The 22,844-nt window shown below is 65.7% G+C and carries 22 protein-coding genes; 8 read left to right on the top strand and 14 right to left on the bottom strand.

The window, feature by feature from the left end:
- Positions 1-15: 15 nt before the first annotated feature.
- The 6 genes from V8Z74_RS11560 to V8Z74_RS11535 form a co-directional block, all read right to left on the bottom strand.
- On the bottom strand, positions 16-1,266 hold the full coding sequence (locus V8Z74_RS11560) for a DUF3426 domain-containing protein (protein WP_349709366.1): 1,251 nt from the start codon (positions 1,264-1,266) through the stop codon (positions 16-18).
- 68 nt (positions 1,267-1,334) lie between these two features.
- Positions 1,335-2,225: a 50S ribosomal protein L11 methyltransferase gene (prmA, locus tag V8Z74_RS11555; RefSeq protein ID WP_066482653.1), complete on the bottom strand. Its 891-nt coding sequence runs from the start codon at positions 2,223-2,225 to the stop codon at positions 1,335-1,337.
- Positions 2,226-2,316: 91 nt separating this feature from the next.
- Positions 2,317-3,675, bottom strand: coding sequence for an acetyl-CoA carboxylase biotin carboxylase subunit (accC, locus tag V8Z74_RS11550; protein WP_066482658.1), 1,359 nt, complete (start codon positions 3,673-3,675; stop codon positions 2,317-2,319).
- Between the two features lie 207 nt (positions 3,676-3,882).
- Entirely contained in the window at positions 3,883-4,344 is a 462-nt protein-coding gene (accB, locus tag V8Z74_RS11545) for an acetyl-CoA carboxylase biotin carboxyl carrier protein (RefSeq protein ID WP_349709365.1), read from the bottom strand.
- 145 nt (positions 4,345-4,489) lie between these two features.
- Complete coding sequence (locus V8Z74_RS11540) at positions 4,490-5,065, bottom strand: TlpA family protein disulfide reductase (RefSeq protein ID WP_349709364.1); 576 nt, start codon at positions 5,063-5,065, stop codon at positions 4,490-4,492.
- Positions 5,058-5,687 (bottom strand): hypothetical protein, encoded by a 630-nt coding sequence (locus V8Z74_RS11535; RefSeq protein ID WP_349709363.1) that lies wholly within the window; start codon positions 5,685-5,687, stop codon positions 5,058-5,060. The genes V8Z74_RS11540 and V8Z74_RS11535 overlap by 8 nt, the downstream gene beginning before the upstream one ends.
- 260 nt (positions 5,688-5,947) lie before the next feature.
- On the opposite strand from V8Z74_RS11535, the gene mpl reads away from it, so the two are divergent.
- The gene (gene mpl / locus V8Z74_RS11530; RefSeq protein ID WP_349709362.1) at positions 5,948-7,345 is read left to right on the top strand and encodes a UDP-N-acetylmuramate:L-alanyl-gamma-D-glutamyl-meso-diaminopimelate ligase; all 1,398 of its coding nucleotides are present in this window, start codon (positions 5,948-5,950) and stop codon (positions 7,343-7,345) included.
- A gap of 171 nt (positions 7,346-7,516) precedes the next feature.
- Here mpl and V8Z74_RS11525 read toward each other — a convergent pair whose 3' ends face one another.
- A complete protein-coding gene (locus tag V8Z74_RS11525; RefSeq protein ID WP_349709361.1) occupies positions 7,517-7,834 on the bottom strand; it encodes a hypothetical protein in 318 nt (105 codons plus the stop codon).
- A 392-nt stretch (positions 7,835-8,226) separates the two neighbouring features.
- On the opposite strand from V8Z74_RS11525, the gene V8Z74_RS11520 reads away from it, so the two are divergent.
- Positions 8,227-8,595: a YqcC family protein gene (locus V8Z74_RS11520; RefSeq protein WP_066482683.1), complete on the top strand. Its 369-nt coding sequence runs from the start codon at positions 8,227-8,229 to the stop codon at positions 8,593-8,595.
- Positions 8,596-8,689: 94 nt separating this feature from the next.
- Here the strand turns inward: V8Z74_RS11520 and V8Z74_RS11515 are convergent, their stop codons facing one another.
- The 3 genes from V8Z74_RS11515 to rodA form a co-directional block, all read right to left on the bottom strand.
- The gene (locus V8Z74_RS11515; RefSeq protein ID WP_066482687.1) at positions 8,690-9,850 is read right to left on the bottom strand and encodes a 3-deoxy-7-phosphoheptulonate synthase; all 1,161 of its coding nucleotides are present in this window, start codon (positions 9,848-9,850) and stop codon (positions 8,690-8,692) included.
- A 542-nt stretch (positions 9,851-10,392) separates the two neighbouring features.
- Positions 10,393-11,853: a metalloprotease TldD gene (gene tldD / locus V8Z74_RS11510; RefSeq protein ID WP_349709360.1), complete on the bottom strand. Its 1,461-nt coding sequence runs from the start codon at positions 11,851-11,853 to the stop codon at positions 10,393-10,395.
- Between the two features lie 387 nt (positions 11,854-12,240).
- Positions 12,241-13,419 (bottom strand): rod shape-determining protein RodA, encoded by a 1,179-nt coding sequence (gene rodA / locus V8Z74_RS11505; protein WP_066482688.1) that lies wholly within the window; start codon positions 13,417-13,419, stop codon positions 12,241-12,243.
- A 138-nt stretch (positions 13,420-13,557) separates the two neighbouring features.
- On the opposite strand from rodA, the gene V8Z74_RS11500 reads away from it, so the two are divergent.
- The 6 genes from V8Z74_RS11500 (at position 13,558) to ruvC (ending at position 19,505) form a co-directional block, all read left to right on the top strand.
- Positions 13,558-14,142: a YqiA/YcfP family alpha/beta fold hydrolase gene (locus V8Z74_RS11500; RefSeq protein WP_066482692.1), complete on the top strand. Its 585-nt coding sequence runs from the start codon at positions 13,558-13,560 to the stop codon at positions 14,140-14,142.
- 46 nt (positions 14,143-14,188) lie between these two features.
- Positions 14,189-16,264, top strand: coding sequence for a ribonuclease catalytic domain-containing protein (locus V8Z74_RS11495; protein ID WP_349709359.1), 2,076 nt, complete (start codon positions 14,189-14,191; stop codon positions 16,262-16,264).
- A 25-nt stretch (positions 16,265-16,289) separates the two neighbouring features.
- Positions 16,290-17,150: an energy transducer TonB gene (locus V8Z74_RS11490; protein ID WP_066482699.1), complete on the top strand. Its 861-nt coding sequence runs from the start codon at positions 16,290-16,292 to the stop codon at positions 17,148-17,150.
- A 115-nt stretch (positions 17,151-17,265) separates the two neighbouring features.
- The gene (aroE, locus tag V8Z74_RS11485) at positions 17,266-18,141 is read left to right on the top strand and encodes a shikimate dehydrogenase (RefSeq protein ID WP_349709358.1); all 876 of its coding nucleotides are present in this window, start codon (positions 17,266-17,268) and stop codon (positions 18,139-18,141) included.
- Positions 18,142-18,150: 9 nt separating this feature from the next.
- Positions 18,151-18,861, top strand: coding sequence for a monofunctional biosynthetic peptidoglycan transglycosylase (mtgA, locus tag V8Z74_RS11480; RefSeq protein ID WP_349709357.1), 711 nt, complete (start codon positions 18,151-18,153; stop codon positions 18,859-18,861).
- A gap of 95 nt (positions 18,862-18,956) precedes the next feature.
- A complete protein-coding gene (ruvC, locus tag V8Z74_RS11475; protein ID WP_066482708.1) occupies positions 18,957-19,505 on the top strand; it encodes a crossover junction endodeoxyribonuclease RuvC in 549 nt (182 codons plus the stop codon).
- A gap of 67 nt (positions 19,506-19,572) precedes the next feature.
- Here the strand turns inward: ruvC and V8Z74_RS11470 are convergent, their stop codons facing one another.
- The 4 genes from V8Z74_RS11470 to ftsZ form a co-directional block, all read right to left on the bottom strand.
- Positions 19,573-19,980: an RcnB family protein gene (locus V8Z74_RS11470; protein WP_349709355.1), complete on the bottom strand. Its 408-nt coding sequence runs from the start codon at positions 19,978-19,980 to the stop codon at positions 19,573-19,575.
- 280 nt (positions 19,981-20,260) lie between these two features.
- A complete protein-coding gene (locus tag V8Z74_RS11465) occupies positions 20,261-20,437 on the bottom strand; it encodes a hypothetical protein (protein WP_169798068.1) in 177 nt (58 codons plus the stop codon).
- Positions 20,438-20,458: 21 nt separating this feature from the next.
- Positions 20,459-21,382 (bottom strand): UDP-3-O-acyl-N-acetylglucosamine deacetylase, encoded by a 924-nt coding sequence (gene lpxC, locus V8Z74_RS11460; RefSeq protein ID WP_066482712.1) that lies wholly within the window; start codon positions 21,380-21,382, stop codon positions 20,459-20,461.
- Between the two features lie 253 nt (positions 21,383-21,635).
- Positions 21,636-22,829 (bottom strand): cell division protein FtsZ, encoded by a 1,194-nt coding sequence (ftsZ, locus tag V8Z74_RS11455; RefSeq protein ID WP_066482714.1) that lies wholly within the window; start codon positions 22,827-22,829, stop codon positions 21,636-21,638.
- Positions 22,830-22,844: the final 15 nt, after the last annotated feature.

Raw genomic sequence — 22,844 nt, 5'->3', positions numbered from 1 at the left:
CTTTCTTGTTGAAATTTAGGGATAAAAAACCAGGGCGCGGTAGCCCGCCACGGGCGCAGGCAGTTCCTGCACCTGCACCGGCACGCTGACGCTCCATTCCTCGCGCGCGCCCAGCTGCGCTGGTGCCCCCAGGGGAACCAGCTCGACCACGCGACGCAGCAGCGGCTTGTCCTGCGCATCGGTCAGCGTCAGCTCCGCCACGGGCGTGGCCACCGGTACCTCGGAGCGGTTTTCCAGACTCAGGCTCCACAGATACTGGCGCTGGCCGGGCAACTGCCTGAAGCCCGAGCTGCTGATGACCACATCCCCGATCTCGCGGCGCGCCTGCAGCCTGCAGCCTGCGGCCAGGCACATGGTGCGCAGCACCGGCTGCAGCGCCGGATATTGCACGGCCAGCGCATCGCGCTTTTGCCACAGCATCTGCGTGGCAAGGCTGGCCGCCGCCGCCACGCAGCCCAGCAGCAGCACGCCGCGCACCGTCGCGCTGTGCCAGAAGGCCTGGCGACGGGCCTGGCGCACAAAGCCGGGCTCGGCCTGCGCGGTGCCGGCCTCATCAGGCGCCTGCATCCCAAGCTCGTCATCGTCGTCCTGCCCGGCCTGGTCCGGGTAGCGCACATGCGGCGTGCCGTCGGTCCATGCAGAAGACGGGCCGGATAAAGATGCCTCAGGAGCCGGCGTGTCCTGCACGGAAGGCGGTGCCGGAAATGCCGGCGGCTGCGATCCGGGCCGGGCCGTCTCCTGCTCTCCAGGCACATGCCGCCCATCGATGCCATGCAGAGGCCTGGACTGGTCGACAAACGACGGCTCGAACAAGGATTCAAGAAAGGGCTCGTCACCCGAAGGCTGGCGCTCCTGGGTATCCGGCACCGGCACGGCCCTGGTTACGGGCTTTGCATCGATGCTTTCTTCGGCAGCCGTGCCGGCGGAATCGGGCAAGGCGGCAGCCTGCGCATCCGCCAAAGTGCCGAAACCCGGTTCAGGGGCGCCAGGTGCCTCCGACGGCGCCATGGATTCATCCACCGCATTTTTTTCGGCGGCATCTGCAGGGACTGGCGCGGGGGCCGACCGGTGCGGCCGGTCCGGCGGGATGCCTCCCCGTGCCGCGGCATTTTGCAGCACCTCGTCCGGCAGCTCCAGCAGGTCCAGCGAGGCATCGAAGACGTTCTGGCAGATGCCACAGCGCACCCAGCCCTGCGAGATGCGCAGCTGATCGGCCACCACTTTGAAGCGGGTTCCACAGGAGGGGCAACGGGTGATCTGGGTCATCGATTGGCAATTGTAGGCAGGAGCATGGGTTCGCCAGGGCAGATGCAGCGAACCCGCACGTCGCGCGATCAGGCCGGGCGCTGCGCCGTCATCAGGATCCAGCCGTCCTCGCTGTCGGCCACCTCCAGCTTCAGATAAGGCGCATAGGCCTGCTTGAGTTCGTCGGCCTGGCGCTCCAGGATACCGGCCAGCACCAGACTGCCGCCGGCCGCGACGCGGCCGCACAGCAGCGGAGCTAGGACTTTCAGCGGCGTGGCCAGGATGTTGGCCAGCACGGTCTGGTACTCGCCCTCGGCTGCATCGGGCAGGCCCGACCTGAGCTGCACGTGGTTGGCGCTGGCGTTGTAGTTGGTGGATTCCACGGCCGCGGGGTCGATGTCCACGGCATCGATTTGCGTGGCACCGAACTTGGCCGCGCCGATGGCCAGGATGCCGGAGCCGCAGCCATAGTCCAGCGTGCGCCCCAGCGAGCCCTGGGGCTGGCGTGCAATCCAGCGCAGGCACATGCGCGTGGTGGGATGCGTGCCGGTGCCGAAGGCCAGGCCCGGATCGAGGCGGATGCTGACCCTGGCCTGCTCGGGCAGCTCATGCCAGCTCGGCACGATCCAGAAATCGGGCGTGATGTCCACGGGCGCAAATTGCGATTGCGTCAGGCGCACCCAGTCCTGCTCGGGCACCGGCTTGACGGCCAGCACCGAGCAGCCTTCGAAGAAATCCTGCGGCTCCAGCAGCGCACAGGCCTCGCGGGCCGCCTCCTCGTTGGGGAACAGTGCAATCACGCGGCTGCGCTGCCAGCCTTCCTTAGGCGGCGGCATGCCGGGCTCGCCGAACAGCGCCTGTTCGGCCTCGGTTTGCGCATCGGCATCCTCCACCGAGACGCTCAGCGCATCCAGCGCATCCAGCGCATCGCTGACGGTTTCAACCCGGTCCTCCGGGCACAACAGGCTCAGCTCGAACATGGGCCATCCTTTCCTGAAAAACGAAAATGCTGGCCTCCGTTGCCAGAGGCCAGCATGAGATGTCAAAACAGCGCCCGCGGCAGCTGTCTGCTCATCGCTTGTTGGTGTTGCGGTGCGTCAGCCACTCTTCCAGATAGTGGATATTGGTGCCGCCTTCGATGAACTTGGCATCCACCATCAGGTCCTGGTGCAGCGGAATATTGGTGTTGATGCCTTCCACCACCGTCTCCAGCAGCGCCGTGCGCATGCGGGCGATGGCCTGCTCGCGCGTGTCGCCGTAGGCGATGATCTTGCCGATCATGGAGTCGTAGTTGGGCGGCACGAAGTAGTTGTTGTACACGTGCGAGTCCACGCGCACGCCGGGGCCGCCCGGGGCGTGCCACATGGTGATGCGGCCGGGCGAGGGAATGAACTTGTACGGATCCTCGGCGTTCACGCGGCATTCGATGGCGTGGCCCTTGAACTCGATCTGGCGCTGGGTGTACGGCAGCTTCTCGCCGGCGGCGATCATGATCTGGGTGCGCACGATGTCCACGCCCGTGATCAGCTCGGAGATCGGATGCTCCACCTGAACGCGGGTGTTCATCTCGATGAAGTAGAACTCGCCGTTTTCGTAGAGGAACTCGAAGGTACCCGCACCGCGGTAGCCGATCTTCTTGCAGGCGGCCACGCAGCGCTCGCCGATCTTCTCGATCAGGCGGCGGGGAATGCCGGGGGCCGGCGCTTCCTCGATCACCTTCTGGTGGCGGCGCTGCATGGAGCAGTCACGCTCGCCCAGGTAGATGGCATTCTTGTAGGTATCGGCCAGCACCTGAATTTCCACGTGGCGGGGATTCTGCAGGTACTTTTCCATGTAGACGGCCGGGTTGCCGAAGGCTGCGGCAGCCTCGGCCTTGGTCATCTGCACGGCATTGATCAGCGCGGCTTCGGTATGCACCACGCGCATGCCGCGGCCGCCGCCGCCGCCGGAGGCCTTGATGATCACGGGATAGCCGATGGCCTTGGCGATGCGCTTGATCAGTGCCGGATCGTCGGGCAGCTCGCCGTCGGAGCCGGGCACGCAGGGCACGCCCGCCTTGATCATGGCCTGCTTGGCCGAGACCTTGTCGCCCATGGTGCGGATGTTCTCGGGCGTCGGGCCGATGAAGGTGAAGCCGCTCTTTTCCACGCGCTCGGCAAAGTCGGCGTTCTCTGAGAGAAAGCCGTAGCCGGGATGGATGGCTTCCGCATCGGTCACCTCGGCGGCCGAAATGATGGCCGGCATGTTGAGGTAGGACAGCGGAGACGGTGCCGGGCCGATGCACACGGCCTCATCGGCCAGCTTGACATACTTGGCATCGCGGTCGGCTTCGGAATACACCATCACCGCCTTGATACCCAGTTCGCGGCAAGCGCGCTGGATGCGCAGGGCGATCTCGCCCCGGTTGGCAACCAAAATTTTCTTAAACATGAAGTTCCTCGCAGCTTGGCGCCTGCGCCGGGGCACAGGCCACTGCCAATGACTCACGACTTGCGCAAATCCGGTTCAGGCAGGGCGTCCATCCTGGGGATGCGCCCTTTGCGCCCGCTTGTTCGCGCAAATACAACTCAGTCGCGCTGCCCATGGCATGCGCGCCTTGGCGTCGGGCTGCCGGCAGCCTGCAACGCCTCAAGCCCATCACTCGATCACGAACAGGGGTTGGCCGTATTCGACAGCCTGGCCGTTCTCGCCCAGGATGCGCACGATGGTGCCGCTCTTGTCGGCTTCGATTTCGTTGAGAATCTTCATCGCTTCCACGATGCAGATGGTGTCGCCTTCCTTGACCTGGCTGCCCACGTCCACAAAGGGCTTGGCGCCGGGGCTGGAAGCGCGGTAGAAGGTGCCGACCATGGGGGACTTGACCACATGGCCTTCCACTGCGGCGGCCGCAGCGGGAGCTGCTGCCGCAACAGGCGCAGCTGCCGCCACCGGAGCCGCCACGACGGGAGCCGCCTGGGCGGGTGCAGCCACAAAATGCTGCACCACTGCGCCTTCGCTCTTGACGATACGGACCTTGCCCTCTGCTTCGGTGATCTCCAGTTCCGAAACATTCGATTCGGATACCAGGTCAATGAGGGTCTTGAGTTTTCGCAAATCCATGGGAGCTCCAGCGGCTTAGAAACTAAATAGGGCGCGAATTTACCTCAATTTCGCCCTACTGCGTGCATTCGCACACATTTTTCACCAACACCACTATGGAATTGTGCATTCCATACACCTTTTCGGCGGGCTCCTGGCACCAACATCAGCGTTTCATACTCCAATCCGCAAGATCTTCGCTGGACAATTCGCCTATTTTACGTTGCCGCAGGTTTCCCTTCGGATCGATCAGCACCGTGAAAGGCAGCCCTCCCTGCAGGTTGCCCAGGGCCCGCGTCAACCCCAGGCCGCCCTGCATGGCCAGGGCCACCGGGTATTGCACGGGCTGGCGCGCCAGGAAGCGGCCCACGGCCTCCGCCTTGTCCACGGCCAGGCCGATGACCTGGATACCATGCTGCGCGGAGCGCCCCGCGAACTCGCTGAGCATGGGCATTTCCTTGACGCAGGGCGGGCACCAGGTGGCCCAGAAGTTGACCAGCACCCATTTGCCGCGCCAGTCGGACATGGCAAACGGCTTGCCGTCCGGCGTTTCCAGATGTTGCTCCCACAACTGCTGTTCGGCACCGGAGCCCACGGCCTGCGGGCCGCCGCGCTTCCAGGCCACGGCAGCGCCGGCCGCTGCGGCGGCCACTGCCACGGCGCCTGTAAGCCAGAGGCGGCGGGAAGCGGAAAAGGCCTGGCTTTCGGTCTGCCCGGGGTGGAGATCGCGCTGCTCATTCATGATCGGCCTCCGCGGCCTGGGAAGCCTTCAGGTCGTCCTGCATGCGTTTCCTCAGCGCCTGCGCATCGCCGCGCTGGCTCCGCCCGCGGCTGTCGGGCCTCATTGCTCCGCGCATATCGTCATGGTCGTAAATCATCAGGTGCACGCCCACCTCCTCATGCAGCGGCTTGCAAAAGGCATGGATGCTCAGCGCCTCCACGTTCTGGCCGTGGAAGCCGGTGACGGTGCTGGGCTCGTAGTTCACATGGTTGTTGATCAGCGCGATTTCGGCGGACTTGGGATCGTCGCAGAACAGCTGCAGATAGATGTCGGACTGGCGCGTGGCCGTGCCGCGCCAGACCGCGCCGGCGATATAGGGACGGAACTGCGCCATCCGCTCCATCCAGACCAGCGCCAGCTCGCGCAGCGCCAGCAGTTCCTGCGGCTGCGTGTCGGCGCAGAACAGCGCAATGTATTCGCGCACGGCGTCCTCGAGCTGCTCGTTGTCGGGCAGGGCCGAGCGGGTCGGCAGGCCGAGCTGGCGCACGGCGCGGTGCTTGGCCGCGCCCCATTCCAGCCCCTCCTCCACGACCATGCGGGCGGCGGTCTGGGCGATTTCAGCAGTCACTTGATCCAGGCTCATAAGGCTTGCACTCTCCAATCCATTGCATTGTGGCCCATGCCCGCTGCAAGGCCTTTGCGTTTGCACCGCCGTGCCGATGGACTCACGGTTTTATAGCGTATTGCGCCTTGGAAATCTGGATTTCAAGGACTTTTCACATCCGATTTCATGCGTAGCCTGCGCTGGCAGCTCTCTTTTTGACAAGAGTCGTTACCACTGCGCCGGACGCCCAAGGCCATGCTCGGCCATGCGGCAGCCACGCAACCGTAGAATGCCCGCCCATGCACATACATATTCTGGGCATTTGCGGCACCTTCATGGGAGGCCTTGCCGCCTTGGCACGTGAAGCCGGTCACCGGGTCACCGGTTGCGATGCCGGCGTCTATCCCCCCATGAGCGACCAGCTGCGCCAGCTCGGCATCGAGCTGATCGAAGGCTATGGCGCCGACCAGATCGCGCTGCAGCCCGATATGTATGTCGTAGGCAATGTGGTCAGCCGCAAGCGGCTGCCCGACGGCTCGCCCAAGTTCCCGCTGATGGAAGCCATTCTGGATACGGGCGCGCCCTATACCAGCGGCCCGCAGTGGCTGGCCGAGCATGTGCTGCACGGCCGCCATGTACTGGCCGTGGCCGGTACGCACGGCAAGACCACGACCACCTCCATGCTGGCCTGGGTGCTGGAATGCGCGGGCCTGCAGCCCGGTTTTCTGGTCGGAGGCGTGCCGCTGGACTTCGGCGTCTCGGCCCGCCTGGGTGCCCGGGTGGACGGCCAGGCCCGGCCGCTATTCGTGATCGAGGCCGACGAGTACGACACCGCTTTCTTCGACAAGCGCAGCAAGTTCGTCCATTACCGTCCGCGCACGGCCGTGCTCAACAACCTGGAGTTCGACCACGCCGACATCTTTGACGACCTGGCCGCCATCGAGCGCCAGTTCCACCATCTGGTGCGCACCGTGCCCGGCACGGGCCGCGTGGTCGTCAACGGGCTGGAGGAAAGCCTGGCCCGCGTGCTCGGCCAGGGCTGCTGGAGCGAGGTGGCCAGCTTTGGCGCCACGGTCAGCGATTTCTGCGCCGAGGGCGACCCCGGCGACTTCGACGTGCTGCACCGCGGCCGCAAGGTGGCACACCTGTCCTGGTCGCTGACCGGCGTGCACAACCAGCTCAACGCCCTGGCGGCCATCGCGGCGGCCGACCATGTGGGTGTCTCCGCCGAGCAGGCCTGCGAAGCCCTGTCGCGCTTCCAGAACGTCAAGCGCCGCATGGAGCTGCGCGGCACCGCGAACGGCGTGGCCGTCTATGACGACTTCGCCCATCACCCCACGGCCATCCGCACCACGCTGGACGGCCTGCGCCGCAAGCTGGGCGAAGAAGCCCGCATCCTGGCCGTCTTCGAGCCGCGCAGCAACACCATGAAGCTGGGCACCATGAAGTCCCAGCTGCCCTGGTCGCTGGAAAGCGCCGATCTGGTCTTCTGCCACACGGCCGGCCTCGACTGGGATGCCGCCGAAGCCCTGGCGCCGCTGGGCGTGGGCCCGGGCCTGCGTGCCCAGGTGGCCGGCGACCTCGATACCCTGCTCGCCCAGGTCAAGGCCGCAGCCCAACCGGGCGACCATGTCGTCTGCATGAGCAACGGGGGCTTTGGCGGCATCCATGCCAAGCTGCTGGCGGCCCTGAAGTAAGAACACCCGCTGAACCACTCAGCGGGTGTTTGAGATCACCGCCCCGAAAAACTGGCGTAAACCACGCCAGGGACATCGAGCAAGGCCTGAGCCGGCCGCGCCGCCCCGCAGCGAAGATGTCGTCCCCCTCCCGAAGAAAGAGGGGGAAGCGGCGCAGCCGCTCAGAAGGTCTCAATAACTGATGGACATCGCCGGCACATCGACGCGGATCAGCGCCTTGGACAGCACGGCCTGGGCTGCCAGCGCATAGTGGTTGCGCCAGCTCTCGTCGTCGAACAGGCCGGCCCGGCCGCGCGCCTCGCGTGCCACGACCACCAGCTTGTCGGCCAGCAGCACCTTGCCGGTGGCGCGCAGCGGCTCGCAGTCCAGTTCCACGAACTGCTTGTCCAGCCAGAGGCGGCCATCTTCCGAACTCAGCGGTGTCAGCGACTGGGTGTCCACCCGGTATTCACGATCAGCATCTAACACCACTATCACTTCATTGCGCATGGATTTCCTCTCGTTCGTTATTGCGGCCCCGCATCCACAAGGACATGCCGGATCCGACGGTTACAGCCCAGGGGCCATGGGGGCAAGCCCGGCGACGGCAGACTGCGCTGATACAGGCAAGCCAGGGCCTGGCACTGAAAAGCATCGTAGCGGTTACCCAAATTCCGGACTTCCCCTAGCGGCAGAAAGCCCATTTTTCATAGCAATTCATACCGCAACGGTCTTGAATATAGGGCTGTGTGCCCATAACTCAATAGCCAGGGCTCTTGTGTAACCACCTGGTTACCGCGCCGTGGAGGCAGATCAATCTTTTCATGCCGGCATACGGAAAGCGGTACATGCCCTGGCCTGTCCGCCGCCGTTGCGTCCCGTTCCCTTTTCCACAGACCGCCATGACCACCGCACACCCCCATCAGGAATTGCTGACGCATCTGCAGCAGCTGGAAACCGAACTGCAGGCCCAGAAACTCTGGTCCAGCACACCGCCCAGCCCCCAAGCGCTGGAGTCCGTCATGCCGTTCATGTACGACACGCTGCAGCTGCACGAATGGCTGCAATGGGTCTTCCTGCCGCGCCTGCGCGCCCTGATCGATGCGCAAGGCCAGCTGCCGCACCAAAGCCACATCCATCCGCTGGCCGAGCATGAATGGGAAAAGCGCGAGGACTTCGACAAAGGCCGGTTGCTGGTGCTGCTGGAGCGCATCGACATCACCCTGAACAGGGGCTCGCTCACTCCGACCGACCAGGACCCCGCCCACTGAACCCGGGATCCGCTCCCGCCCGAGCGCCCGACCGGAATGGAAAAAAGGCCGCGCAGCAGATGCTGGCGGCCTTTTTTTGCGGCAGTGCTGCGGCTCAGGCGACGGCTTCGGCCCGGACCTTGGCCGGGGCGGCCGCCGCGCGGCGCTGCTGCACCGCCTGGGACAGTTCCTGCAGCGTGGGCAGCGAGTCCTCCCAGCTCAGGCAGGCATCGGTGATGCTCTGGCCGTAGGTCAGGCCCGCAACGTCGTCCTTGCCGGGCGTGAACTTCTGCGCGCCGCCCACCAGATGGCCTTCGATCATCACACCGAACACGCTGTTCGAGCCGCCGGCGATCTGGCCGGCGATATCGCGCGCCACATCCTTCTGGCGCTCGTGCTGCTTGGCGCTGTTGGCATGGCTGCAGTCCACCATCAGCGTGGGCGGCAGGCCGGCAGCCGCCAGGTCCTTGCAGGCGGCTGCCACACTGGCTGCGTCGTAGTTGGGCGTCTTGCCGCCGCGCAGGATCACATGGCAATCCTGGTTGCCCGCCGTGTTGACGATGGCGACCTGGCCGTTCTTGTGCACCGACAGGAAATGGTGGCCGCGGCTGGCCGACTGGATGGCATCGGTGGCGATGCGGATGTTGCCGTCGGTGCCGTTCTTGAATCCTATGGGCGCCGAGATGCCCGAGGCCAGCTCGCGGTGCACCTGGCTTTCGGTGGTGCGGGCGCCGATCGCACCCCAGCTGATCAGGTCGCCGATGTACTGGGGCGAGATCACGTCCAGGAACTCGCTGGCCGCCGGCACGCCCAGGCGGTTGATGTCGATCAGCAGCTGGCGCGCAATGCGCAGGCCCTCGTCGATGCGGTAGCTCTGATCCAGATAGGGATCGTTGATCAGGCCCTTCCAGCCCACGGTGGTGCGGGGCTTCTCGAAGTACACGCGCATCACCACCTCCAGCGTGTCCTTGTACTGCTCGCGCACCACGGCCAAGCGGCGGGCGTACTCCAGGGCCGCAGCGGGATCATGGATGGAGCAGGGGCCGATGATGACCAGCAGGCGGTCGTCCTCGCCCTGCATGATGTTGTGGATGGTGCGTCGGGTATTGCTGATCAGCGTTTCCACGGCCGTGCCGCGGATGGGGAAGAAGCGAATGAGGTGCTCGGGAGGGGGCAACACGGTGATGTCCTTGATACGTGCGTCGTCGGTCTGGCCAGTCTTGGGAGAGCCGTTGCGATACCAGGAATCGGTGGTGGAAGCGTTCAGAGCAGTCATTGCGAGCTTTCGTGAATTCGGTTGATCGTGGGGATGGAAGGCTGTCGGGAAACGTAGGGATGAAAAAAAACCGCCGGGCTTTGCAGCTCGGCGGTTCTTTGGGAGGTTTGGGTGCAGGTGCGCGCTTACCTCTCAGCCGCCGAGGGCGAGAACCAAAAGTAAAAGAAATAAGCGCTGCGTGTTTGCATGCTTTTCAATGTAGCACAGTCATTGCGCAATGCAACATACGCCCCGCTGCGCCAGGGCTACGGCCACCCTCTCTTCAGAGAGAGAATTGAAATTTCAAAAACGCATTTATATTGCGTTCTTTTATTTTTTACGAAATTGAATTGATAACAAACCTCAAAAACACCGTGGCAACGCGAATTTTCCTGCATATCACCGGTTTTTGCTGAAATCTCGTCCTGGCCACCATGGCGCCACGGGCCAAAGGCCCCGCGGCAAGCGCCTGGGCCTGCAACTGCAGGCCGCCAGGACACAAAAATGCCCAGCGCCCCGTTTCCGGGAGGCTGGGCAGATCCGGAGATCCTTGCAGGCGGGCCTTAAGCCGTGCCGCCCACGGTCAGGCCGTCGATGCGCAGCGTGGGCTGGCCCACGCCCACAGGCACGCTCTGGCCTTCCTTGCCGCAGGTGCCGACGCCGCTGTCCAGGCGCATGTCGTTGCCGATCATGGTGATGTGCTTGAGCGACTCGGGGCCGCTGCCCACGATGGTGGCCCCCTTGACGGGGTATTGGATCTTCCCGTTCTCGACCCAGTAGGCTTCGCTGGCCGAGAACACGAACTTGCCGCTGGTGATGTCCACCTGGCCGCCGCCGAAGTTGGTGGCGTACAGGCCCTTCTTGATCGAGGCGATGATTTCCTGCGGGTCCTTGTCGCCGCCAAGCATGTAGGTATTGGTCATGCGCGGCATGGGAAAGTGCGCATAGCTCTCGCGGCGGCCGTTGCCCGTGGGCTGGACGCCCATCAGGCGGGCATTCATCGCATCCTGGATGTAGCCCTTGAGGATGCCGTCCTCGATCAGCACATTGCTCTGGCTGGCATGGCCTTCATCGTCCACGTTGAGCGAGCCGCGGCGGTCGGCCAGGGTGCCGTCGTCCAGCACGGTCACGCCCTTGGCAGCCACGCGCTGGCCGATGCGGCCGCTGAAGGCGCTCGAGCCCTTGCGGTTGAAGTCGCCTTCCAGCCCGTGGCCCACGGCCTCGTGCAGCAGCACGCCGGGCCAGCCAGGGCCGAGCACCACGGTCATCTGGCCTGCGGGTGCAGGACGCGAGTCGAGGTTGACGAGTGCCGCATGCACGGCCTCGTCCACATACTGGCCGATCTGCTCGTCGCTGAAATAGGCCAGGCCGAAGCGGCCGCCGCCGCCGGCCGAGCCGACTTCGCGCCGGCCCTTGTGCTCGGCAATGACGGTGACCGACAGGCGCACCAGCGGGCGCACGTCGGCGGCCAGCGTGCCGTCGGCGCGGGCCACCAGCACCACGTCGTATTCGCTGGCCAGGCCGGCCATGACCTGGACGATGCGCGGGTCCTTGGCGCGGGCCAGTTTCTCCACCTTGCCCAGCAGTTCGACCTTGGCCGTGCTGTCCAGCGTGCTGATGGGGTCCAGCCCCGGATACAGCGAGCGGCTGGAGGCTATCCTGGGCGCGCCGGCGCGCACGCGGCGCGACTGGGCGCTGCTGCCGATGGAGCGCACGGTGCGCGCGGCGTCGAGCAGCGAGGCTTCGGAGATGTCGTCCGAATAGGCGAATGCGGTCTTTTCCCCGCTCACGGCACGCACACCCACGCCCTGGTCGATGGAGAACGAGCCGGTCTTGACGATGCCCTCTTCCAGGCTCCAGCCTTCGGCGCGCGTGTACTGGAAATACAGGTCGGCATCGTCGACCTGGTGTGCGCGGATCTCGGCCAGAGCGCGCGCAAGATGGGTTTCGTCCAGGCCAAACGGCTCAAGCAGCAACTGACGGGCCGTAGCCAGGCGTTCGATGGTGGGTTCGCGGGAGATCATGCGACACATTGTAGAGAGACACGCATGCCCCCAACGCCGTGTGCATCCCGGTTTGCGCGGGCCCCAAAGAAAAAGAACGGAATGCCCCCCCACCAGGCTGGACGACATTCCGTTCTGCAGCGCTTTTGTGCCCCTTGCCGCAGCCGCGACGGGCACCGGTCCATCTCCCTCGCAGGGGTCGCTCAAGCCCCTGTTCCTGAAACCTTTCTAACCCCTGCCGTGCAGGCAGGCAAGAGCAGCAGCCCCATTTTGCAATCAAAGCGATAGCGGCTGGCGCCAGCATCAGCATGCTTTTGGCAACAAAGCATGTCAAAACACAGCATGCAAAGGCGAGATGCGCTCACATTTTGATGAATCTGCGCCGTTTTGCAAGCTTTTCCTACAAGCTCAGGCGCGCGGCAAGTGTCCTTCGCCCGGCAACTGGCGCTGGGCCCGCGCGACGGACATGAGCACGCCCAGCGCCAGCCCCAGCGTGACCATGGCCGTGCCGCCGTAGCTGATGAAGGGCAGCGGCACGCCGACCACGGGCAGGATGCCGCTGACCATGCCCATGTTCACGAAGGCATAGGTGAAGAAGATCATGGCCACGGCCGCAGCCATCAGCCGGCCGAACAGCGAGCTGGCCTGCATGGCGATGGCCAAGCCGCGCCAGACCAGGAACAGAAAAGCCACGATGATGAACAGATTGCCGATCAGGCCGAATTCCTCGGAATAGGCGGCGAAGATGAAGTCGGTGGTGCGCTCGGGAATGAATTCCAGGTGGGTCTGTGTGCCGGCCATGAAGCCCTTGCCCCAGACACCGCCCGAGCCGATGGCGATCATGCCCTGGATGATGTGGAAGCCCTTGCCCAGCGGGTCGCGCGTCGGGTCCAGCAGCGTGCACACGCGGGTGCGCTGGTAGTCGTGCAGGAAATACCAGCTCACGCCGTCGGCGCACAGCTGGGGCTCGTACCAGATGATCAGGAAGATGCCGACCACGCCCAGCACCACGGGCGGCACGATCAGCTTCCAGGGCAGGCCCGCGAAGAAGATGACCGACAGGCCCGCGGCCATCACCAGCAGCGAGGTGCCCAGGTCGGGCTGCTTCATGATCAGCCCCACGGGTACCATCAGCAGACCGAAGGCGATGGCGAAATCCGTGCCGCGCAGATTGCCCTCGCGCCGCTGGAACCACCAGGCCAGCATCAGCGGCGTGGCGATCTTGAGCAGCTCCGAGGGCTGGATCACCACGCCCACGTTCACCCAGCGCTGCGCACCCTTCTTGGTGATGCCGAACAGCGCCACCGCCACCAGCAGGGCCACGCCCAGCGTATACAGCGGCACGGCCACCTTCATGAGCTGCTGCGGCGGCACCTGCGCCACGACGAACAGGATGCCGGCGGCGATCAGCATGTTGCGGCCATGGTCCACGAAGCGCGAGCCGTGGTCGAAGCCCGAGGAATACATGGCCAGCAGCCCGGCGCCGGCCAGCATGGCGACAAACAGCAGCAGCAGAAAATCAAAGCCGCGAAACAGCGGCACGATGCGCTGCAGCAGCGAGGGCTTGTCGAATTCGGTCGCGGACATGGGCCGGCATTATCGAGGCAGCGGCCTGTCCCGTCGCGGCGCAGGGTTGAGCCAGGCTGACGGCTTTGCCCGCTACCGCGGCCTCGGTCCACAATGCAGACGAGACCGTCTGCAAACCTACAAGAGGAGATTGCCGCCATGACCACCACCCATCTGCTTTACCTGCACGGCTTCCGCTCTTCGCCCCAGTCCAACAAGGCCCGCATCCTGGCCGAGCACATCGGCAGCCGGCATTCCCATGTGCGCTGGTGGTGCCCGCAGCTGCCGCCGTCGCCGCGCGAGGCCATGGCCCTGATCGCCGAAGGCATCGCCACCTGGCCGCGCGAGACCATGGCCGTGGTCGGCTCCTCCCTGGGCGGCTACTACGCGAGCTGGGTGGCGCAGCTGGCGCGCTGCAAGAGCGTGATGATCAATCCGGCCGTCAACCCGGCCCGCGACCTCGAGAAATACATCGGCGAGCAGACCGCCTGGCACGACCCCGAGGCACATTTCTTCTTCCGGCCCGAATACATCGAGGAGCTGCGCCAGCTGGACACGCGGCACATGACGCCGGCCGCGCCCGAGATGGTGCTGATCGCCCAGGGCGACGAGGTGCTGGACTGGCAGGAGATGAGCGAGCGCTACCCGCATGCGCTGCAGCTGGTGCAGGAAGGCGGCGACCATGCGCTGTCGAATTTCGCGGAATACCTGCCCCGGCTGGACGATTTTCTGCTGCTGGCCTGACCCTCGCCCCGGGCACGGTTGCCCGCTCGTGGGAAAATGCGCGGTTATGCACGCATTGTTTGAAGAAGCCGGCAAGTTCCTCGCCGGACGCATCCTCTCCGAAGCCGAGACTTCGGCCCAGGTCGAGCTCGATTCCGGCAAACGGATCAAGGTCAAGGCCGCCAACATCCTGCTCAAGTTCGACAAGCCCGCTCCCGCCGAGCTGATGGCCCAGGGACAGGCGCAGGCGGCCGAGATCGACCTGGACCTGGCCTGGGAGTTTGCCCCCGAGGAGGAATTCGGCTTCGCCGACCTGGCGCGCGACTATTTCTCCGAGTCGGCCAGCCTGGCCCAGCAGGCCGGCGCGCTGTTCAGGCTCTACGAGGCGCCGCACTATTTCCGCCGCGCGGGCAAGGGCCGCTTCAAGAAGGCGCCGGCCGAGATCCTGCAGCAGGCCCTGGCCGCCATCGAGAAGAAAAAGCTGGTCCAGGCCCAGATCGACGCCTGGGCCGAGGAACTGGGCCGCGGCGCATGCCCGCAGCCGATCCGCGAGCAGCTCTACAAGATCCTGTTCAAGCCCGACAAGAATGCGCCCGAATACAAGGCCGTGGTCGAGGCCAGCCGCGCCACCAGGCTGGCCCCGCTGGAGCTGCTGCACCGCGCGGGCGCCATCGATTCGTCCTACCAGTTCCACTGGAAGCGCTTCCTGTTCGACAACTTCCCCAAGGGCACGCAGTTTCCGCAGCTGGCCGCGCCCCAGCCTCCGGCCGACCTGCCGCTGGCGGCCGTGCAGGCGTTCTCCATCGACGACTCGGCCACCACGGAAATCGACGATGCGCTGTCCGTGCAGGGCCTGGGCAGCGGCACCGTCACCGTGGGCATCCACATCGCCGCGCCGGGCCTGGCCATCACGCCCGGCGGCGAACTGGACAAGCTGGGCCGCGCGCGCCTGTCCACGGTCTACATGCCGGGCTACAAGATCACCATGCTGCCCGACGAGGTGGTGCACATCTACACGCTGGACGAAGGCCGCGCCAACCCGGCCGTCTCGCTGTACGTGACCATCGACGAGGAAACGCTGGAGACCACGGCCACCGAAACCCGCCTGGAGCGCGTGCCGGTGGAGGTGAATTTCCGCTACGACAAGCTCGACCACATCGTGACCGAGGACTGGCTGGCCGATTCCTCCATCGAGATCGAAAACACACCTCAGGCCTTGCTGGGAAAGCGCAAGGAGCTCACTTTTCTGCACCGCTGGTCCAAGCATCTGAAGGCCAGGCGCGAAGTGGTGCGCGGCAAGCCCGAGAACTTCAGCCGCCCGGACTACAACTTCCGCCTCGTGGGCAACGACGGGGCCGAGCCCACCGGCAGCGAGCAGGTGCAGATCACCGTGCGCAAGCGCGGCGCGCCGCTGGACCTGATCGTGGCCGAGGCCGCCATCGTGGCCAACAGCACCTGGGGCAGCTGGCTGGCCGAACTGGGCGTGCCCGGCATCTACCGCAGCCAGGCCAGCCTGGCGCCCGGCGTCAAGGTGCGCATGAGCACCAAGGCCCTGCCCCACGCGGGCATCGGGGTCAAGAGCTATGCCTGGGCCACCTCGCCGCTGCGCCGCTATGTGGACCTGGTCAACCAGTGGCAGATCATCGCCTGCGCGCGCCATGGCGCCACGGCCGCGCTGGCCGCGCCGTTCAAGCCCAAGGATGCCGAGCTGTTCGGCATCATCAGCAGCTTCGACGGCGCCTACAGCGCCTACAACAGCTACCAGGCCGGCATGGAGCGCTTCTGGACGCTCAAGTACCTGGAGCAGAACGGCATCACCGAACTGACGGCCAGCGTGATCAAGGAAGGCGCCAACGGCGGCTACCTGGTGCGCGCCGACGACCTGCCGCTGGTGCTGCCCGTGCTGGGCGCGCAGAACCTGCCGCGCGGTGCCCACGTGCGCGTCAAGCTCGGCGAGATCGACGAGATCGCGCTCGACATCTCGGGCACGCTGATCGAGCGCCTGGACGGCGACATCGCTGCCGACGAGGACGGCGGCGAGGATGACGAGGACACCGTGGCCGGCCCCATTGCCATCGCCGTGGACATGAACGACGCCGAAGCCTCCGACAGCACGCCCGCCAAGGACGCTGCGCAGTCCTGATCCCTCCATTGCACGATCTGCCGCCGTGAAACTGCCCTCCCCCCTCCAACGCCTGAGCACGCTGCAGATTGCGCTGGGCGTGTCCATCGCCCTGCATGCCGTGCTGCTGAGCGTGCGCTTCGTGGACCCCGAGCGCTTCGACCGCGTGTTCCAGGACACGCCGCTGGAAGTGATCCTGGTCAATGCGCGCGCCAACGAGGCGCCCGAAAAGGCCCAGGCCATCGCCCAGACCTCGCTGGCCGGCGGCGGCGAGGCCGAGAAGGGACGCGCAAGCAGCCCCATGCCCTACTCGGCCCTGACGGCCGTGGGCGACGACTTCGAGGAAAAGCAGCGCCAGATCGATGCCATGCAGGAGCAGCAGAACGTGCTGCTGACCCAGCTGCGCCAGCAGATCGCCGCGCTGCCGCCCCTCGACCCGCGGCTGGCGGCCGAATCCAAGGAAAAGGAAGCACAGCAGGAAAAGCGCCGCCAGCTCGTCAAGCTGCTGGCCGAGATCGAAAAGCGCATCAACGAGGAAAACGCCCGCCCCAAGAAGCGCTACATCAGCCCGGCCACCAAGGAAGCCGTCTATGCCGTCTACTACGACGCGCTGCGCCGCAAGGTGGAAGACAAGGGCACGGAAAACTTTCCCGAGCACAAGGGCAAGAAGCTCTACGGCGAACTGGTCATGATCCTGACCGTGAACCACGACGGCCGCGTGCTCGGCACCGAGGTCGTGCAGGGCTCGGGCAACCGCATGCTGGACACGCGCGCCGAAGCCATTGCGCGTGCCGCCGGCCCCTACGGCCACTTCGGCCCGGCCATGCGCGCCAAGGCCGACCAGATCGCCGTGGTCTCGCGCTTCAAGTTCACGCGCGAGCAGACGCTGGAAACCAGCGTGCAGTAGGGAAGGGGCACGCTGCTCACTGCGCGTAGCCGCTGCCCCCGAGGGGGCGCTTTTTGCCCTGGGGCGGCCCGGAGGCACTGAAAATAATGCCTCCTTCATCGCTATCGATCCTGCCATGACTTCGGAAAATTCGGACTTCGCCATCGACACCTACTGCGTCATGGGCAACCCGGTGGCGCACAGCCGCTCCCCCTGGATCCATGCGCGCTTTGCCGAGCTGACCGGCCAGACGCTGCACTATGAGCGCGCCCTGGTGGCGCTGGACGGCTTTGCCGCCCATGTGACCGACTTCGCCGCGCGCGGCGGCAAGGGCTGCAACGTGACCGTGCCCTTCAAGCTGCAGGCGGCCGGGCTGGCCACGCACGCCAGCGACCGCGTGCGGCGCGCCGGCGCGGCCAACACGCTGGTGTTTTGCGACGACGGCATCCATGCCGACAACACCGACGGCCTGGGGCTGGTGGCCGACATCGTGCGCAATGCGGGCGTGGCCATCGCCGGCAGGGACGTGCTGCTGCTGGGCGCGGGCGGCGCGGCCGCAGGCGCCCTGGGCTCGCTGATCGAACAGCAGCCGCGCCGCATTGCCGTGGCCAACCGCACCCATGCCAAGGCCCAGGCGCTGGTGGCCCAGCATGCCGACCTCGCATCGCTACATAAAACAGAGCTGCTTGCGCTGGAGCAGCAAGCGCTAGAGGCCGAAAATACCCCAACCTTCGACATCATCATCAACGCCACGGCCAGCAGCCTGGCCGGTGCCCAGGTGCCGGCGCCGGCGGGCGTGCTGCGCCCCGGCAGCCTGGCCTACGACATGATGTACGGCCCCGCGGCCCAGCCCTTTCTGGACTGGGCCCGCCTCCATGGCGCCCAGGCCCGGGACGGGCTGGGCATGCTGGTGGAACAGGCCGCGGAATCCTTTGCGCTGTGGCGTGGCGTGCGCCCGCCCTCGCAGCAGGTGCTGGCCGAGCTGCGCGCACTGATCCAGGCCGGGGCCTGAAACTTTCCCATGAAGACCCTGACGCGCCTGGTGCTGCTCATCGTGGGGGCGGCCGTGCTGCTGCAGCTGTTCTTCGTGCTGCGGATCGCGCTCATGGTCGTCGTCGATCCGCAGTCCACGAGCTTTCAGCGCTCCGAAGCCTGGCAGATCCTGCAAAGCCGCGGCTCGCTGCCGTGGAGCCAGCACTGGGTGGCCTATCCGCAGATTGCCGGCAGCCTCAAGCGCGCGGTCGTGGCCTCGGAAGACGCAGGCTTCATGGAGCACAACGGCGTGGAATGGGAGTCCATACAGAAGGCCTGGCAGCGCAACGTCAAGGCCGAGGCCCGGGCCGGGAGAACCGACCGGCCTGCCAAGATCTATGGCGGCTCCACCATCACCCAGCAGCTGGCCAAGAACCTGCTGCTGTCGGGAGAGCGCAGCTTTCTGCGCAAGGGCCAGGAGCTGCTGCTGACCATGCTGCTGGAGCTGCTGCTGGGCAAGCAGCGCATTCTGGAGATCTACCTCAACAACGTGGAATGGGGCCAGGGCGTGTTCGGTGCCGAAGCGGCCGCCCGCCACTATTTCGGCAAGGGCGCGGCCCAGCTTACCAACGCCGAGGCCGCGCGCCTGGCGGCCATGCTGCCCCAGCCCAAGCGGTTCGAGAAAATGCCGCAGTCGGCCTATCTGGTGCAGCGCGCACGCATCGTCATGCGCTACATGCCCATGGTGGAGATTCCTTGATCCCCCCTGAGGCGCTACGCGCCTTCCCCGAGGGGACGACGCCCCAGGCCATGCCGGTGCCATAGGTCATCTGCACAACGGATAATCGAGCCAACATGCGTATTCTTGGAATCGACCCCGGTCTGCAGACCACGGGCTTCGGCGTGATCGACGTTGAAGGCCATCGCCTGTCCTACGTGGCCAGCGGCACCATCCGCACCACCCGGATGGAACTGGGCGATCTGCCCGGGCGCCTCAAGATGCTGTTCGACGGCATCTCCGAGGTGGCTTCGCGCTACGAGCCCGACATGTCGGCCGTGGAGATCGTGTTCGTCAACGTCAACCCCCAGTCCACGCTGCTGCTGGGCCAGGCGCGCGGCGCGGCGCTGACCGCGCTGGTCAACGCCAACCTGCCCGTGGCCGAATACACGGCACTGCAGATGAAGAAGGCCGTGGTGGGCCACGGCCGCGCGGCCAAGAGCCAGATCCAGGAGATGGTCAAGCGCCTGCTGCAGCTGCCGGGCCTGCCCGGCACCGACGCCTCGGATGCGCTGGGCCTGGCCATCACCCACGCCCATGCGGCGTCGGCCATGGGCAAGATGGCCCAGGTCACCGACCTGCGCCGCAAGCAGCATGCCATGTACCGCGGCGGCAGGGTCTATTGATCCCCGGAAAGGATGCGCATGAAAAAACCGGGGCGCAATCCCCGGTTTTTTCCTGGAAAGGCCAGCCTCAATAGCTGCTGTTGAGCACCATGGAGGCAATCACGCCGGTGGCAATGGCAACCAGCAGATAGTCGCCGCCGTTCTGTATCCATTGATAGCCGCGTGGCGGTGCGGACAAGTGGTGGCCACGCCAGTCATTCACCACATAGTGATGGGTACGGTATTGCGGAGGCACGCGGCTGCCGCGCATCCATCGGTGGTCGGGGCCGGCGCCGCGCCTGTCGTCATGGCGGTCGAAGCGCGGATCGCGACGGTCCGGCCCGCGGTGGTCGTCATGGCGGCCACCATGGCGCATGTCGTTGTAGCCATGGCCCGGAGGCGGGCCGGGGCGCGGCTGGGCCTGCACCGCCAGGGGCCCCAGGCCCATGCAGGCAGCCATGGTGGCGGAAAGAATACGGGTCGTCAGACGGGACATGGTATGGCTCCTTTCTGAAGGCACGGCGGCGGGGAACAGGAACATTCCCCGTTTCTCCAGCGCCTGCAGACGGATCGCAGGCGCTGCACATTCGGTGCCCATGGCCACATGATCCGTGCTCCGGCGCCCGTTTCACGCAGGACGATGGCGCTTTACCCTTGTTTTTCCTGCGCTTTACCGAGGCGATACAGCGTTTGCAAAGTGTTCGCAAACGCAAGGCTTCAGCGTGAAAGACCGCCCCGGCCTGCCGCCACGGACGGCACGGGATCCATGCCGCGCCTCAGGCAATGCGCCCGGCAAACAGCACGGCAAAGAACGCCAGCGCGGCAATCAGCGTCCACTTGAGGATGAGAATGCCCAGCCGCTTGTACTGCGGCCGGCCGGTGCCGAGGTAGAACGCAAAGGACAGGGCCGAAGCCAGGAGCAGCAGCGTGGCCAGCCAGCGAAAGATCAGCATGGGGGGCAGCCTCTGTCCGGATTACCAGGCGCGTGCCGGCAGCGCAAAGCCCTGAGGGGCCTGGCGTTCGCTGTCGAAGGTCACAATCTCCCAGGCGTCGGGCTGGGCCAGCAGCGCGCGCAGCAGCTGGTTGTTCATGCCGTGGCCCGAGCGGAAGGCGCTGTAGGCGGCCAGCAGCGGCTTGCCGATCAGGTACAGGTCGCCGATGGCGTCGAGGATCTTGTGCTTGGCGAACTCGTCGTCGTAGCGCAGGCCGTCGCTGTTGAGCACCTTGTAGTCGTCCATGACGATGGCGTTGTCCAGCCCGCCGCCCAGCGCCAGGCCGTTGTTGCGCAGCATCTCCACATCCTTGGTGAAGCCGAAGGTGCGCGCGCGCGCGATGTCGCGCGTGTAGTTGTCCCGCCCCATGTCGAACTCCACGCATTGCCCCGTGGAGTCGACGGCCGGATGGGCGAAGTCGATCTCGAAACGCAGCTTGAAGCCGTGGTAGGGGTCGAAGCGCGCCCACTTGAGGTTGGCGCCCTCGCCTTCGCGCACTTCCACGGGGCGGGTGACGCGGATGAAGCGCTTGGGCGCCTTCTGCACTTCCACGCCCGCGCTTTGCAGCAGGAAGACGAAGGAAGAGGAAGAACCGTCCAGGATGGGCACCTCTTCGGCCGTGATGTCCACATAGAGATTGTCCAGCCCCAGGCCCGCGATGGCCGACATCAGATGCTCCACCGTATGCACCTTGGCGCCGCCGGTGCCTATGGTCGATGCCATGCGCGTATCGGTCACGGCTTCGGCCGAAATCGGAATGTCCACCGGCTCCGGCAGATCCACGCGCCTGAAGACGATGCCCGTATCGGGCTGGGCCGGGCGCAGCGTCAGCTCGACGCGCTGGCCGCTGTGCAGACCCACGCCGACGGCACGGGAAATGGTCTTGATGGTGCGTTGTTGGAGCATGGTGGCATTTTAAATGGGGACAACCCTGAGCGGCCTTCGCCTGCCCAGGGTTGTCTTAATCACTGCAATACAGCGAATCGATGAGGGCCTTCCCCATTTAACGGTTCAGACCTTTGCAAGGCTGACAGCGCAGTGCACAAACAGGCATGCACCATGCCGGGGATGCCGGGCAAGGGCCGCCCCGCAAAGGCATCGTCCCCCTCCCGCGAAGCGAGAGAGGGGGAAGGCGCAAAGCGCCTCGGGGGGGCCTTGCTCAGTCCGCCTGCTTGCGCAGAAATGCCGGGATTTCCACGTCGTCCATGCCGCCCGAGGCCAGGGCGCTCACGCGCTCCGAAGCCTGGGTGCGGTTGGTGCGCCACACGCTGGGCACGTTGGTGTTGGCCGTGCCGAACGGAACGGCTGCACCGGCGGGAACGGCAAAGCCCACGTCGTCGGTACCGGTGCGCAGGCCGCCCTGCACCACCTGGATGTTCTGGCGGCGTGCGCTGGGGCGCGACAGGCCGGTGGCCACCACGGTCACGCGGATGTCGTCACCCAGCGAGTCGTCGTAGGCCGCGCCGTAGATCACGTGCGCATCGGGCGATGCGTAGGCATTGATGGTGCTCATGGCCAGGCGCGACTCGGACAGCTTGAGGCTGCCCTTGGCGGCCGTGACCAGCACCAGCACGCCCTTGGCGCCCGACAGGTCGATGCCTTCCAGCAGCGGGCAGGCCACGGCCTGCTCGGCGGCGATACGGGCGCGGTCCGGGCCGGAGGCCTTGGCCGTGCCCATCATGGCCTTGCCGGGCTCGCCCATGACGGTGCGCACGTCTTCGAAGTCGACGTTCACATGGCCGTACTCGTTGATGATCTCGGCAATGCCGCCCACGGCGTTCTTGAGCACGTCGTTGGCATGGGCAAAGGCTTCGTCCTGGGAGATGTCGTCGCCCAGCACGTCGAGCAGCTTCTCGTTGAGCACGACGATCAGCGAGTCCACGTTGGCTTCCAGCTCGGCTAGGCCGGCGTCTGCGTTCTGCATGCGGCGGCCGCCTTCCCATTCGAAGGGCTTGGTCACCACACCCACCGTCAGAATGCCCATTTCCTTGGCCACGCGCGCGATCACCGGAGCGGCGCCCGTACCCGTGCCGCCACCCATGCCGGCCGTGATGAACAGCATATGCGCGCCTTCGATGGCGGCACGGATGTCTTCCACAGCGACTTCCGCAGCGTCCCGGCCCTTGTCGGGCTTGCTGCCGGCACCCAGGCCGCTTTGACCCAGCTGAATGGTGCGGTGTGCACGGCTGCGCAGCAGCGCCTGTGCATCGGTGTTGGCGCAGACGAACTCCACGCCCTGCACTCCGCGTTCAATCATGTGGTCGACGGCATTGCCGCCGCCGCCGCCGACGCCGATCACCTTGATCTGCGTTCCCTGGTTGAACTCTTCAACTTCAATCATGTCGATAGGCATGGTGGTGCTCCTGTT

Source organism: Comamonas sp. w2-DMI (assembly GCF_040187735.1).
GTDB classification, from domain to species: domain Bacteria; phylum Pseudomonadota; class Gammaproteobacteria; order Burkholderiales; family Burkholderiaceae_C; genus Comamonas; species Comamonas terrae.
This window is presented reverse-complemented; position numbering and strand designations above follow the sequence as displayed.